Annotated in this window: 15 protein-coding genes; 8 read left to right on the top strand and 7 right to left on the bottom strand. The window is 70.4% G+C overall.

Annotation, left to right across the window (positions count from 1 at the left end; translation table 11 throughout):
• Positions 1 to 6: 6 nt before the first annotated feature.
• The 4 genes from ACFYQ5_RS32390 to ACFYQ5_RS32375 all read left to right on the top strand — a co-directional run bounded on the left by ACFYQ5_RS32390 (position 7) and on the right by ACFYQ5_RS32375 (position 4,622).
• On the top strand, positions 7 to 1,050 hold the full coding sequence (locus tag ACFYQ5_RS32390) for a LacI family DNA-binding transcriptional regulator (RefSeq protein WP_389202777.1): 1,044 nt from the start codon (positions 7 to 9) through the stop codon (positions 1,048 to 1,050).
• A 94-nt stretch (positions 1,051 to 1,144) separates the two neighbouring features.
• Positions 1,145 to 2,326 carry a trypsin-like peptidase domain-containing protein gene (locus ACFYQ5_RS32385; RefSeq protein WP_389202775.1) on the top strand — a complete coding sequence of 394 codons (1,182 nt, stop codon included), beginning with the start codon at positions 1,145 to 1,147 and terminating at the stop codon, positions 2,324 to 2,326.
• Between the two features lie 152 nt (positions 2,327 to 2,478).
• Entirely contained in the window at positions 2,479 to 3,213 is a 735-nt protein-coding gene (locus ACFYQ5_RS32380) for a response regulator transcription factor (protein ID WP_389202773.1), read from the top strand.
• On the top strand, positions 3,210 to 4,622 hold the full coding sequence (locus tag ACFYQ5_RS32375) for a sensor histidine kinase (RefSeq protein ID WP_389202772.1): 1,413 nt from the start codon (positions 3,210 to 3,212) through the stop codon (positions 4,620 to 4,622). Before ACFYQ5_RS32380 ends, ACFYQ5_RS32375 begins: the two co-directional genes overlap by 4 nt.
• A 12-nt stretch (positions 4,623 to 4,634) precedes the next feature.
• Here the strand turns inward: ACFYQ5_RS32375 and ACFYQ5_RS32370 are convergent, their stop codons facing one another.
• From ACFYQ5_RS32370 to ACFYQ5_RS32360, 3 genes are all read right to left on the bottom strand, one after another.
• Positions 4,635 to 4,793: a hypothetical protein gene (locus ACFYQ5_RS32370; RefSeq protein WP_389202770.1), complete on the bottom strand. Its 159-nt coding sequence runs from the start codon at positions 4,791 to 4,793 to the stop codon at positions 4,635 to 4,637.
• A gap of 240 nt (positions 4,794 to 5,033) precedes the next feature.
• Complete coding sequence (locus tag ACFYQ5_RS32365; protein ID WP_389202767.1) at positions 5,034 to 5,480, bottom strand: helix-turn-helix domain-containing protein; 447 nt, start codon at positions 5,478 to 5,480, stop codon at positions 5,034 to 5,036.
• Positions 5,481 to 5,606: 126 nt separating this feature from the next.
• Positions 5,607 to 5,978: a winged helix-turn-helix transcriptional regulator gene (locus tag ACFYQ5_RS32360; RefSeq protein WP_389202765.1), complete on the bottom strand. Its 372-nt coding sequence runs from the start codon at positions 5,976 to 5,978 to the stop codon at positions 5,607 to 5,609.
• A 91-nt stretch (positions 5,979 to 6,069) separates the two neighbouring features.
• Here ACFYQ5_RS32360 and ACFYQ5_RS32355 point away from each other — a divergent pair, with 91 nt between their 5' ends.
• Positions 6,070 to 6,909, top strand: coding sequence for an SDR family oxidoreductase (locus ACFYQ5_RS32355; protein WP_389202763.1), 840 nt, complete (start codon positions 6,070 to 6,072; stop codon positions 6,907 to 6,909).
• Positions 6,910 to 7,117: 208 nt separating this feature from the next.
• Here the strand turns inward: ACFYQ5_RS32355 and ACFYQ5_RS32350 are convergent, their stop codons facing one another.
• Both ACFYQ5_RS32350 and ACFYQ5_RS32345 read right to left on the bottom strand, forming a co-directional pair.
• Positions 7,118 to 7,312: a DUF397 domain-containing protein gene (locus ACFYQ5_RS32350; RefSeq protein WP_389202834.1), complete on the bottom strand. Its 195-nt coding sequence runs from the start codon at positions 7,310 to 7,312 to the stop codon at positions 7,118 to 7,120.
• Positions 7,313 to 7,317: 5 nt separating this feature from the next.
• Positions 7,318 to 8,175 (bottom strand): helix-turn-helix domain-containing protein, encoded by an 858-nt coding sequence (locus tag ACFYQ5_RS32345; protein WP_389202762.1) that lies wholly within the window; start codon positions 8,173 to 8,175, stop codon positions 7,318 to 7,320.
• Between the two features lie 204 nt (positions 8,176 to 8,379).
• Here ACFYQ5_RS32345 and ACFYQ5_RS32340 point away from each other — a divergent pair, with 204 nt between their 5' ends.
• Both ACFYQ5_RS32340 and ACFYQ5_RS32335 read left to right on the top strand, forming a co-directional pair.
• Positions 8,380 to 8,853, top strand: coding sequence for an ATP-binding protein (locus ACFYQ5_RS32340; RefSeq protein WP_389202760.1), 474 nt, complete (start codon positions 8,380 to 8,382; stop codon positions 8,851 to 8,853).
• A gap of 313 nt (positions 8,854 to 9,166) precedes the next feature.
• Positions 9,167 to 10,243, top strand: coding sequence for a cell wall protein (locus ACFYQ5_RS32335; protein WP_389202759.1), 1,077 nt, complete (start codon positions 9,167 to 9,169; stop codon positions 10,241 to 10,243).
• A 33-nt stretch (positions 10,244 to 10,276) separates the two neighbouring features.
• On the opposite strand, the gene ACFYQ5_RS32330 is transcribed toward ACFYQ5_RS32335, so the two are convergent.
• Positions 10,277 to 11,059, bottom strand: coding sequence for a MerR family transcriptional regulator (locus tag ACFYQ5_RS32330; protein WP_389202757.1), 783 nt, complete (start codon positions 11,057 to 11,059; stop codon positions 10,277 to 10,279).
• Positions 11,060 to 11,330: 271 nt separating this feature from the next.
• Between ACFYQ5_RS32330 and ACFYQ5_RS32325 the strand changes: the two genes are divergently transcribed.
• Complete coding sequence (locus tag ACFYQ5_RS32325; RefSeq protein WP_389202756.1) at positions 11,331 to 12,860, top strand: alpha/beta hydrolase; 1,530 nt, start codon at positions 11,331 to 11,333, stop codon at positions 12,858 to 12,860.
• Between the two features lie 56 nt (positions 12,861 to 12,916).
• On the opposite strand, the gene ACFYQ5_RS32320 is transcribed toward ACFYQ5_RS32325, so the two are convergent.
• Positions 12,917 to 13,363, bottom strand: coding sequence for a MerR family transcriptional regulator (locus tag ACFYQ5_RS32320; protein WP_389202754.1), 447 nt, complete (start codon positions 13,361 to 13,363; stop codon positions 12,917 to 12,919).
• Between the last annotated feature and the right edge of the window lie 41 nt (positions 13,364 to 13,404).

The following is a 13,404-nucleotide window of genomic DNA, read 5'->3' as shown; positions in this document are numbered from 1 at the left end:
CCGCGCGTGGCCAAGGTGACGCGGGACGATGTGGCGAGACTGGCGGGGACCTCGACAGCGGTCGTCAGCTACGTCATCAACAACGGACCGAGGCCGGTCGCCCCGGCCACGCGCGAGCGGGTGCTCGCCGCGATCAAAGAGCTGGGCTACCGGCCCGACCGGGTCGCCCAGGCCATGGCCTCACGGCGCACGGACCTCATAGGGATGATCGTGCCGGACGCCCGGCAGCCGTTCTTCGCCGAGATGGCGCACGCGGTCGAACAGGCGGCGGCGGAGCGCGGGAAAATGGTGCTCGTCGGCAACTCCGACTACCGCGACGAGCGCGAGGTCCACTATCTGCGGGCCTTCCTCGGTATGCGGGTGTCCGGGCTGATCCTGGTCAGCCAGGGGCCCAGCGAGCGCGCGGCGGCGGAGATAGAGGCCTGGGACGCCCGTGTCGTCCTGCTGCACGAACGCCCTGAGGCGATCGACGACGTCGCGGTCGTCACCGACGACGTCGGCGGCGCCCAGCTCGCCACCCGCCACCTCCTGGAGCACGGCAACGCCTATGTGGCGTGCCTCGGCGGCATGGAGTCGACCCCGGTGGTCGGTGACCCGGTCGCCGACCACATCGAGGGCTGGCGCCGGGCGATGCAGGAGGCCGGGCTGCCGACGGAGGGCCGGCTCTTCCACGCCCCGTACAACCGTTACGACGCCTACCAGGTGGCCCTGGAGCTGCTCTCCGGGCCCGACAGGCCCCCGGCGATCTTCTGCTCGACGGACGACCAGGCCATCGGGGTGCTGCGGGCCGCGCGCGAGCTGCGGATCGACGTACCGGGCGAGCTCGCCGTCGCGGGCTTCGACGACGTGAAGGAAGCGGGACTGACCGACCCGCCGCTCACGACGGTCTTCTCGGACCGTCCGGCGATGGCCCGGGCAGCGGTGGACCTGGTCCTCGACGACTCGCTGCGGGTCTCGGGGTCGCGGCGCGAGCGGCTGAAGCAGTTCCCGTCCGCACTGGTGGTGCGCCGCTCGTGCGGCTGCGACGAACCGACGGTCACCTCACGCTGACGGGGCGCGCTCTTATGTGGGGCATATGAGGTTCTGTCGGGCTTCTCAGGGCGTACTCAGGCTGCTCTCATGTTCGCTGGCCACTCTCGTGGACATGACCGACAGCCACCGCCCGAGCGGCGAGTACCCGATGTCCCCCTCGCACGACAACGGTTCGTACGGGAACGGTCCGTACGGGAACGGTCCGTACGACAGCGCGCCGCACGGCACCGGTCCTTACGGCACCGGTCCGTACGGCACCGCTTCGCACGGCGGTGGCGCAACGGCCTACCCGCCGCCTCCGGCGCACCGGCCCCAGCAGCCGACGGCCGAGGTCCCCGCCGCCGCCTACGCCTGGCCCGCCCCGGCGCCCCAGCCCGGCGCGGCGGAGGAGGTCCCGAAGCCCGAACGCCGGGTGAAGCGGCCGCTCGCCCTGCTCGCGGCCGTGGCGATCGCCGCGGCGGCGATCGGTGGCGGCACCGCCACCCTCATCGGTGAGCTCGCGGGCGGCGGCTCCGGCGGTTCCGCCTCCGGCGGCGTCGTCAGCGGCACCACCGTCTCGCAGAGCAGCGCCGGCACCGTCTCCGGTGTGGCGACGGCCGTGTCACCGGCCATAGTCGAGATCAGCGCGACGTCCTCGGCGGGCGACGCCACCGGTTCCGGTGTCGTCATCACGGCGGACGGCGAGATCGTCACCAACAACCACGTCATCTCCGGCGCCTCCGAGATCAAGGTGGCCCTCAGCACCGGCAAGACGTACACCGCCGACGTCGTCGGCACGGACGCCGACAAGGACCTGGCCCTCATCAAGCTCCAGGGCGCGAGCGGGCTGAAGACGGCCACGCTCGGCGACTCCTCCTCGGTGAAGGTGGGCGACCAGGTCGTGGCGATCGGCTCGCCCGAGGGCCTCACCGGCACGGTCACCAGCGGCATCGTCTCGGCGCTCGACCGCGACGTCACGGTCGCCAAGGACGACGAGCAGGAACAGCAGCAGCAACAGGGCGGTCAGAACTGGCCGTTCGAGTTCGGCGGGCAGCAGTTCAACGGCGACACCGGCTCGTCCAAGACGACGTACAAGGCCATCCAGACCGACGCCTCACTCAACCCCGGCAACTCCGGCGGCGCCCTGATCAACATGAACGGCGAGATCGTCGGCATCAACTCCGCGATGTACTCCCCCAGTTCGGCCAGTGGCTCGGGCAGCTCGGCGGCGGGCAGCGTGGGCCTCGGCTTCGCCATCCCGGTCGACACCGTCAAGGCCGACCTGGACACCCTGCGCGCCGGCGGCGGCTCCTGACGAAGAGGTCTCCATGAACCCCGACACCGCCGCCGCCACCGCCGCCGACACCGGCCGCGAGCGCCGTGCCGCGCGACGCCGTGCGGCGGCCGTGCGAGGCTGAGAGCCCAGCGCAGAAGCACCCCGGCACGAAGGAAGAGGACGAAGAAGCGATGAGCCCCGCCGAAGACGATCCGCAGCGTGTCCTGATCGTCGACGACGAGCCCGCCGTGCGTGAGGCCCTGCAGCGCAGCCTCGCGTTCGAGGGGTACGGGACCGAGGTGGCCGTGGACGGCTACGACGCCCTGGCCAAGGTCGAGTCGTACGCCCCCGACCTGATCGTCCTGGACATCCAGATGCCCCGCATGGACGGCCTCACCGCCGCCCGGCGCATCCGGTCCACCGGGGCGACCACGCCCATCCTGATGCTCACCGCCCGTGACACCGTCGGCGACCGGGTCACCGGCCTCGACGCCGGCGCCGACGACTACCTCGTCAAGCCCTTCGAGCTGGACGAGCTCTTCGCCCGCATCCGCGCCCTGCTGCGCCGCAGCTCGTACGCCGTCGCGGCGGGCGGGCCCCTCCCCGACGACGACGACGTGCTGTCCTTCGCTGACCTCCGCATGGACCTGAACACCCGCGAGGTCACCCGGGGGAACCGCCGGGTGGAGCTCACCCGCACCGAGTTCACGCTCCTGGAGATGTTCCTGTCCCACCCCCGGCAGGTGCTGACCCGGGAGCAGATCCTCAAGGCGGTCTGGGGCTTCGACTTCGAGCCCAGCTCCAACTCCCTGGACGTGTACGTGATGTACCTGCGCCGCAAGACGGAGGCGGGCGGCGAGCCGCGCCTGGTCCACACGGTCCGGGGCGTCGGATACGCCCTGCGCTCCGGCGGCGGTGACGGGTGACCGGCCTGCCCCGCAGACTGCGCGCACTGCCGCTGCGCTCACGGCTCGCCCTGCTGGTCGCCATGGCGGTCGCGGTGGCGGTGGCAGCGGTGGCCGCCGCCTGCTGGTTCGTGACGCGGGAGCAGCTGGAGCATCAGCTGGACAGCTCCCTGCGCAACTCCCCGACCATCGACAAGTCCTACGTGACGGAGCTCCTGGCCAGTTGCCAGGGCGCGGGGCGCGGCCCCCTGCGTTCGCCCGGCTCGTACTCCCTGCAGATCATCGACGCGGCCGGCACGGTCTGCGAGAGCCCCGGCTCCACCCGCATCACCCCGACGGACGAGGATCTGGCCGTGGCCGGCGGCAGCCGCCGGGACGTGCTGTACTCGGCCACCGGCGCCGACGGCCAGAAGATGCGGGTCTACACCTACGGCCTGGAGCTGCGCCCTTCGGGAGACATCTACGCCGTGTCGGTGGCGCGCCCCGAGAGGGAGGTCACCGACCCGCTCTCCAGCCTCGCCTGGGTGCTGGTCCTCGTCGCCGGCATCGGCGTCGTCGGTGCGGGTGCGGCCGGCCTGTGGATCGCCCGCACCGGTCTGCGTCCCGTCGACGACCTCGCCCACGCCGTCGAGCACGTGGCCGAGACCGAGGACCTGACCATCCGGATCCCCGCCGAGGGAGAGGACGAGATCGCCCGTCTCTCCCGCTCCTTCAACGCCATGACCAGCTCCCTGGCCACCTCCCGCGACCGCCAGTCGCAGCTCATCGCGGACGCCGGGCACGAGCTGCGCACCCCGCTCACCTCGCTCCGTACGAACATCGAGCTGCTCGCCCGCAGCGACGAGACGGGCCGGGCCATCCCGCCCGACGACCGCAAGGCCCTGATGACGTCGGTCAAGGCCCAGATGACCGAGCTCGCCGCCCTCATCGGCGACCTCCAGGAGCTCTCCCGCCCCGACGCCGCCCAGCCCGGCCCCCTCCAGGTGGTCGCGCTGCACGAGATCACCCGTAACGCCCTGCAGCGTGCCCGGCTGCGCGGCCCCGAGCTGACCCTCACCGCTGAGCTGGCCCCCTGGTACGTACGGGCCGAGCCCGCCGCCCTGGAACGGGCGGTCGTCAACGTCCTGGACAACGCGGTGAAGTTCAGCCCGGCCGGCGGGACGATCGACGTCGTGCTCCACCGCGGCGAGCTGACCGTACGGGACCACGGCCCCGGCATCCCGGCCGAGGACCTCCCGCACGTCTTCGACCGCTTCTGGCGCTCCCCCTCGGCCCGTCAGCTCCCCGGCTCCGGCCTCGGCCTGTCCATCGTGGCCCGCACGGTGCAGCACGCGGGCGGCGAGATCGCGCTGCGCCCGGCGGAGGGCGGCGCCGGCACGGTGGCGTCGATCCGGCTGCCGGGGGCGCCGACGCCGCCGCCCGGGGTGTGAGGGCGGGGCAGCTCAGAGCCGGCGGCGGAATTCTGCGGCGAACTGCGGGGCACCGCCGGCGTCCAACCTGTCCAGCAGACCGTGCAGGTCGCGCGGCTCACGCCGGTAACCGCCGACTTGGGCCCGAAGAACGTGGTTCACCTCCACCGGCGCCAGATCGAGCAGGTCCAACAGGAAGTCGTCCGGCCGCAGAACCTCGATCTCGTAGGGGACTGCGGCCTCGGCGGGAAAGTCCTTGACGTTGAGTGTGACGGTTCCTCGTCAGCTCGGCCAGGATGTCAGGTGACCAGAGCGGCTCATAGAGCTCCGCCTCGGCAAGACGCAGAAGCGTGTCCCTGAGGTAGTTCGGAAAGAGGACACAGGGTGTCCACGCGCTGCACATCACTCCGGTCGACTCAGCCGATCAGGCACTCAGTTGTCGTACAGACCCGCATCCTCGGTGAGCCGGACCAGTTCGTCCAGCCCTCGTTTACGTTGTGAGCGCCTCTGCTCCTTGTAGGCGAGCCCATCGGCCAGCAGCACCCGGCGGTGTCTGCCCGGGCGCGAGAACGGAACGCCTCCTTCATCGAGGATCTTGACGAAGGTAGGTCGACTGATACCCAGCAGGTCTGCGGCCTCTTGCGTGGTGAGCGTGGTGTTCACGGGAGCGACCGTTACCGCCTTGCCCTCCGACAGAGCCCGCACCACTGCCACGAGCGCCTCATAGACCTCCGACGGGAGGGAGCGCGTGCTTCCGTCAGGACCGCGCAGCAGAGCAGGTTCGGCTGCTTGCGGCGTGCGGTCGAGGAAGGCGCAGAGCTCGGCGATCTCCGCTCGGTGCTCGGGCAGGAGAGTGCGGTCCTCAGTGGTTCCGTGCATGGTCCGTCTCCTTCGGAGTCGCCCCGACATCGCACAATTCGAAAGAAACGCAAGAGACCGCTCCCGCCCGAGACCATGACCCGGGGGCCGTGCGGGCGAGGCCCCGGAGTCGGCGGCGGGGGCCCGCTAGGCCGTACTGGGCGCCGACAGCCGCCGGGTGATCCGGTCGAACATCTCCGTCAGCGGCTCGCCGACGTCCCGGCCGAACTCGGTCAGCCCGTACGTGACCTGGGGCGGCGTCGTCGGCTCGACCTCCCGCCAGATCAGGCCGTCCTGGACCAGCGCGCGCAGGGTCTGGGAGAGCATCTTCTCGCTGATGCCCTGGATGCTCTCGCGCAGCTCGTAGAACCGGAGGTTGTCGCTCCGCAAGGAGATCAACACCCAGACGCCCCACCGGCTGGTCACATGGTCGACCATCTCACGGGCGGGGCAGTCGGTGTGAAACACGTCATACCGCTTCCCCGTCTCGACCTGCCTGCGCTGCACACCTTCTGTCACGTCATGAACTTACCTCAAGGTATGCCCTTACCGAAAGTTAGTCCTGGTCCTAGCTTGAAGGCCACACAGGACTTCTGACCAGGAGCTATTCATGATCGTAGTAACCGGAGCCACCGGAAATATCGGCCGCCCGTTGACGCAGGCGCTCGCCGAGGCGGGCCAGCAGGTGATCGCCGTGTCACGGCACACGGCGGCGGTGCCTGACGGCGTCCGCCACGTGACGGCCGACCTGGCCGAGCCGGGCAGCCTCAAGCCCGCGCTCGCCGGGGCGAAGGCACTGTTCCTGCTGCTGTCCGGCGACCTGCACGCCACCGGGGCCAGCCCTGCCGACATCATCAAGGAAGCTGCGGCCGCCGGAGTCCGCCGGGTCGTCCTGCTCTCCACGCTGGGCGTGGTGACCAGGCCCTTCGGCCCCACGCGGGTCGCGATGCGCGCACTGGAGGACACGCTGCGGGAGTCCGGCCTGGAGTGGGCCATCCTGCGGCCGGGCGGCTTCGCCTCCAACGCCCTGTGGTGGGCCGAGTCCGTCCGCACGCAACAGGTCGTCGCTGCGCCCTTCGGCGACATCGGGGTGCCGATCATCGACCCGGCGGACATCGCCGAGGTCGCGGCGGCCTGCCTCCTGGACGACCGGCACACCGGCGGCGTGTACGAGCTGACCGGCCCGGAGGTGATCGCTCCGCGCCAGCAGGCGGAGGCCATCGCCGCCGCGCTAGGGTCGCCGGTCAGGTTTCACGAGCTCACCCGCGACGAGGCCAAGAACGCCATGGCTCAGAGCATGCCGGCGGAGCTCGCCGACGACACCCTGGACATCCTCGGTTCCCCGAACCCGTCCGAGCTGCGCGTCAGCCCGGACGTCCAGCAGGTCCTCGGCCGCGCCCCGCGCTCCTTCTCCGACTGGGCCGCCCGCAATGTCGACGCGTTCCGCTGAGACCGGCCGGCACCGCTGGAACTGCTCTTCGGGCTCGGCGATCCGCTGCTGACGCCCGGGGAACTGACCTGAAGTCGGCACCGACATGGCCCGATGCCGGCCTGGTCCCCAAACCGCAGCAACGGTGACATCACCGTGCAGCCGACCCCGGTTGGCTGCACGGTGATGTCACCGTCTCGTTCCGCCCAAGTTCTTGACGTCGCGCGGCTCAGGCCAGGTCGTCGAACTCGCCCCCCTTGGCCCCGCCGAGGAAGGCCCGGAGCTTCGCCCGGGTGGTCCGCACGACCACGTCCGGGTGGTCGCTCTCGCGGAGAAGTATCTCGCCCTTGTGCTCGGCAAGTTCAAGACAGTCGGAGCCCTCGGCATTCGAGGACTTCGAGGACTTGCGCCACTGGATTTCCATGATTCTCACGCCTCCATACTCTGTGCGATCCCGCGAATGAAGTCCCGCGAGCTCTCCGGGTCGAGAGACCTCTCCTCGGTCCGGTCCAGCGCGGCTCTCCAGTTGCTCAGGCTCGTCTCGGCATCGAGGAATGCCGACCCGGTCGCGGTGTCCACCTGCACGGTGTCGAGCTGCGGCACGATCCCGTACACGTAGTGTGCCGAACTACTCGCGAACGGGAACCCGCCCGCAGCGAAGGGAATCACCCTGATCGTGACGTTGGCGCGTTCGGACTCCCTCAAGAGATGGGCGAGTTGACCGCGCGCGACTACCGGGCTTCCGTACGTCATCCGCAACGCGGCCTCGTGAATCAGGAAGGTGCAGGCGGGCGAATCGCGCCGGTCGAGAAGATCGCGTCGCTGCAACCGGTGTGACAACAGCCGTCGTTGCCGCGTCGGGCTCGGAGGCGGGACGGTTTCAGCGAAGACGCTGCGCGCGTAGTCCTCGGTTTGAAGCAGACCCGGCATATACATGACCTGCACTGATCGGATGCCCGCAGCATGATATTCCAGCTCGGCAAGATCGAGGGCATCGTTGACCAGCTCACCACGGTAGTGCTCCCACCACCCGCGCACACGCTCGCCGGCCATGGCGGCGAGAGCATCGACATACGCCGTTTCAGGGCACTTGTAGTGGTCGGCCCACGCTCGAACCCGCTGGGAACTCACGCCGAATCGTCCGGACTCCGTGTTGCTGATGGTGGTGCGGTCCGCTCCCAGTCGCGCCGCAGCCTGGGCGAGCGTCAGGCCTGCATGCTCCCTGAGTCTGCGCAGCTCGGAGCCCAGTCGGCGCTGCCGCACCGTGAGCAGCTTTCTTGGCGGCATCAGGATCTCCTCCTATCGAATCCCACTGTGGCCGTACCCGAACCAGCAGGCGTTCGTTACTCACAACATCGAGACGTATCACTAGTTATGAACTATGGGTTCCTTCCTGAGAACTCCTGTACATGACACCACTCGGGTGCACGGCCATCACCTCGGCTAACGAGCCGCGTGCCCGTTCGGATCGCACCCCGTGGGGAGAACGACATGACCAGCGCCAACACCACAGCCCCCTCCATGTCACCGCACCGCCAGGACGGTGAGAGCTACCGGCTTTCACTGCCCAACACCGCGCGCTCAGCCGGGATCGCGCGGCGCTTCGTCACCTCGCTGCTCACCGGAACCCCGCACTACGGCGTCGTCGACGACGCCCGCCTCTGCGTCAGCGAGGTGGTGGCCAACGCCCATCGCCATACCCGGACTGCGCTGATCCGTGTGCATGTCACGGTCGGCCCGGACCTGGTGACCGTCTCCGTAGCCGACGACAAGCCCCAAACCGTTCCCTCGACGAGCGGTACCTACGACGCGTGCGACAACGACGCCGTACAAGAGGGCGGGTGGGGTCTCTTCCTCCTGGACGAGTTGGCCCTCGCGTGGGGTTCGGACGTCTGCGGGTGCTGCACGCCCAGCCACAAGGCGGTGTGGTTCACGCTCGCCGCAGACGCGGGGAGCGCTGCATAACGTTCTGCGCCTGACTGGCGGAACCCAGGGCCGACGCCGCGCAAGAACGGCCTCGGCCACCCGCCGCATCCGCGCGCTCTACGCGCGTCCCACACGGCCGCTCCGGCCCGGCCGCCCGCCCTGATTCTCCGGCAGGCCTGGTCGCTGGCCCACCCCACCTCGACGGACCTCGATGCGCCCTGTCAACGGCGCGGCTTCGCGCTGCGCTCCTCCGCCATGCCCTGATCCGGTATGGGCTCCCGTCCCCCGCGCCCTCCAGGAGGTCGACTCGACCTCTGCCCGACAGGCCCGGCCGCACACGTGGCTGCCTGCCGTGACGTGGCTGATCGGCACCGGCCTGCACCCGCGCGCAGGGGCGACGACGCTGACCGTGGCCCGGGACCTCGCCGTACGGATGGACTACCGGCTGGGCTCCGTGCTGTACGACCTCGAAGGCACGGCCGCCCGCTGCGGAGTGTCGACGGCGACGGTGAAGCGCCATGTCCGCGTGCTGCGGGAACTGGGCGCGCTGGCGTGGCAACGGCACGGCACGAAGAAGAACCTCCAGCTCCCGGGGCGCCCGTACACCGCTACGGCGACCATCTACGCGGCGACGATCCCGGCGGCGTACGACGCGGCGATGGGACACCGGCTCGACGGCACCGGGTACCGGGCCCGGGTGGCCGGAGTAACGGACGAGGGCCGGGCGCTCGCGGTGAAGGCCGCCCGCGCGCGAGTCCGCCCTGTGGACAACCGCCTGGCAGGCCCTCGCAGTCCTCGGCGGCGTGCACCCCATTCCTCTGGCCCCCGCCCCCTCGTACCTACCGCTGACCTGAGTGAGAAGTTCAACTACACCTCGCCTGGGCCCGCGAGTCGCGCCCAGGCGCCGACTCCCCGTTCCCAGCACCGCAGCGGTGGCGGCGCGTCGCACCGGAGTCCGTGGCAGGTGGCCCGCGACATCGGCGTCGCCCGGCAGGTCCGGCCGCTCGTCGGGTGGACCCAACGGGAGTGCCTGCGACGTCTGGCGTTCGCGCTGCGCCCGTTGATCGACCGGGGCCTGGAGGTCCATGACATCGCCGCCGAGCTCATAGGCCTGGCCCTCGGCTGGCGCCCCGCACAGCCCGCCGCGTACATCACCGCCGCCCTCACGCGGGACCAGCAGGCCGAAGCGACCCACCCGGCGGACGTGGATCTCACGGCCGACCCGGCTGCTCACCGGGAATGGCAGCAGTGGCTGAACAGCCGCCAGGCCGATGCCCCGGCGCGTACGGACGACGACCGTCGCCACGCCCGGCTCTACGCCTGGGACCGCTGGTACGAGGTCGCCGCCCACTACGACGTGAACCCCGACGACGCCTTGGACCTGTACGGAACCAGGCTGTGCGCCTACGCCGTCAAACGGGCCACGTGACCGGAGTGGGGACGGGCCTCCCGCGCTCTGTCGTCACACCTCGACGGCATCGTCCTCCGTCAGGAGGAGGTGAACGCGGCGCAGGACGTCGAGCTGGGCCCGGCTGTAGAACTCGACCAGTGCCTGAACGACGACCGACTGGGTGACAGCCGCCTCCCGGCGGGAGGAGGCCCCCAGGTCCTGCAGGGACGGGTAATCCTCCTGCTGCCTGCGGACTTCGGGCGCGAGGCGTTCCGCGAGCCGCTGCCGGACGTCCTCGGGCGCGTCCTCCGGAAGGGTGTCGAAGTCCAGGGCGATTTCACGGTGAGGCGCGGAGAGCTGGGCCTGGAACTGATCCTGGAGCTCCGACATCGCCGAGGGGGTCAGAATGCTGGAGCACGCCAGGACGAAGGATCGCTGGTCCTTCGTGCCGACGCGCTCCAGCACGGAGGAGCGCTGGTCCTCCGGCAGGTCGTCGGCGAGCACCTCGAAGCCCGGGGGGAGTTCGGCCCAGGCCCGGTTCTCCAGGATCGCGGCCAGTTCCCGTCGCATCCGCTGCTGGCGTTCGATGTTCGCAGCGAGTTCGGTGTCCAGTGCGCGCAGGGTCTGCTCCGCCTCCTCGGCGGGGCCCTCGACCGACGGGACGGCCGACAGCGGCACACCGAGACCGACCAGTCTGCGGATGCGCAGGAGGCGGACCAAGTGGCTGATGCGGTACTGCTTGTAGCCGTTGGCCGCTCGCTCCGGCTCGTCCAGCAGGCCGATCTCGTGATAGTGCCGGACGGTCTTCAGAGTGGTTCCGGCGAGTTCCGCCAGCTGACTCGTGCTCCACGCCACCAGGAGGCCCCTTTCCGAGGTGCTCGACGGCGACCCGTCACCGCGGCCGTGGGAATGCGCGCATCCGGGACAGTGGGCGGGAGGGCGGATCCGAGCCCACGTGAGCTCGGCGCCGCCGGGTCCGGCCATGCGGGGGCCGCGTTCAGCAGCCCATCTAAACCCAGGTGGAGGGGACTTGGTCAACCCTCGGCGGAGCCCGGGGTTGACCATGCCCCAAGGGCACGGAGTGGGATGGGAGGCGACCACGAAACCGGCAGACGGAGGCTGGAACATGAAACGACGACGCGGTACCGGCCGGGGCCTGGCTCTGGTCCTCTCCCTCGGCCTGAGCGGTTCGCTGGCCCAAGCTCCCGCCGGCGCGGACGAGCGGCAGGAACCGCGGACCCCGCAGACGCCGAAGGTTCAGTGGAGCGGGTGCCCCGAGGACGTCGTGGCCGAAGCCGTCCCGTCCGTGCTGGAGTGCGCCACCGTTCCCGTTCCGCTGGACTACGCCGATCCCGGGGGCACTCGGATCGATCTCAAGATCTCCCGGCTGGCCAGCACCGCCCCGGAGAAGCGGCGCGGCACGCTCATGCTCAATCCGGGCGGCCCCGGCGGGTCCGGACTGGCGCTGTCCTCGCTGCTGGTGGCCCAGGGCCTGCCGAGCAGCGTCACCGACAGCTACGACCTGATCGGCATGGACACCCGTGGCGTCGGTCACTCGTCACCGGTCAGCTGCGGGTTCACGGAAGACGGCCCCTACTTCGCCAACCTCCCGGCCTACGCGGTCGACGACGCGGCCGTCACCGCGCGGGCGAAGGTCGCCGAAGAGGTCGCCGAGCAATGCGCGCGCAATGACAGCGACGGGCGGTTGCGCCACATGACGACGGCGAACACCGCCCGTGACCTGGACCGTATCCGGGCCGCGCTCGGAGAGGAGAAGACCAGCTATCTGGGGTACTCCTACGGCACGGCACTGGGCGCCGCCTACGCGTCGATGTTCCCCGAACGCTCCGACCGGATCGTGCTCGACAGCAACATCGGCGACACCCACCTCGACCGTGACGGCCTGCGCCGCTACGCCCTCGGGATGGAGGAGACGTTCCCCGCATTCGCCAAGTGGGCGGCAGCACGCCACGACAGCTACGGCCTGGGCCGCACCCCCGCTCAGGTCCGCGAGACCTACTTCACCATCGCCGAGCGACTCGACGAGAAGCCGACGGCGGACGGGTGGACCGGCCAGCACTTCCGTATCGCCGCTTTCGGCTTCCTGTTCAAGAAGTCGCAGTACTCCCAGCTGGCCCAGCTGTGGCAGACGCTAGACAGTGGTGACGCGACGGCGTCCACCGACCTGCTGCCGGAGAACGCCGCCTCGGGCGGAGCGCTGTCGCCGGCCGACAACTCCCTGACCGTCTTCCTATCCGTGACCTGCAACGACGTCGAATGGCCCGAGGACGTCGACACCTACCGGAAGGGCGTCGCCGAGGACCGCGAGCGCTACCCGATGTACGGCGCCGCCGCCGCCAACATCACGCCCTGCGCCTTCTGGCCGCACGCCCCGGCCGAGAAGCCGGTCGCGGTCAACGACGAGGGCCCGCAGAACGTGCTGCTCGTGCAGAACCTCCGCGACGTACCGACCCCGCTCGCCGGTGGCAAGCTGCTGCGCGAGAAGTTCGCGGACCGGTCCCGGCTGCTCACCGTCGACGACAGCGGCCACGGCGCCTACGTCCTCGGCCCCAACTCCTGCGCGCTGAACACCACCACGCGCTACCTCGTCGAGGGTGAGATGCCCGCCGAGGACACGCACTGCCGCGCGGACTGATCCCCGGACCGGTGGCCGCCGAGGGGCGAGCCTGAGCGCGGGAGTGCCGGTGGCGCTCAGCGCGATCCACTCGTGGAATCGAACGTGCGCGCATCCCCGTGGCCGTCGGGGTGCGACTGTCGGGCATCCGGTCGGTCGAGCGAGGCCGGGCAGGATTCGGTATCAGGATGTGTGGCGAGCTCGATCAGCACATCGAGCCTGCGCCCCGCAGCCTGCAACTCGGCGGCCTTCGCTCCGATGCGGGCGCGTTCGGCCAGCAAGTGGTCCAGCAGTTCGGGACCCACGGAGCGGGCGTCGATGGCGGGCAGGAGGGTGGCGAGCAGGCGGCTGCCGAGGCCGGCGGTGTAGAGCTGCTGGATGATCTTCACCCGGTCCACGGCCGCCTCCGGGTAGACGCGCTGGCCGCTGGAGGTGCGGTGGGGACTCAGGAGGCCCTGCTCCTCGTAGTAGCGCAGGGCACGCGTGCTGACTCCTGCCCTTGCGGCCAGTTCACCGATACGCATCGCGACTCCTTCGCCCCTTCCGTCGCCCCTTCCGTTGCCAG

Source organism: Streptomyces sp. NPDC005794 (assembly GCF_042871445.1).
In the GTDB taxonomy this organism is placed as follows: domain Bacteria; phylum Actinomycetota; class Actinomycetes; order Streptomycetales; family Streptomycetaceae; genus Streptomyces.
The sequence above is the reverse complement of the archived record's forward strand: the minus strand, read 5'-3'. Positions and strand labels throughout refer to the sequence as shown.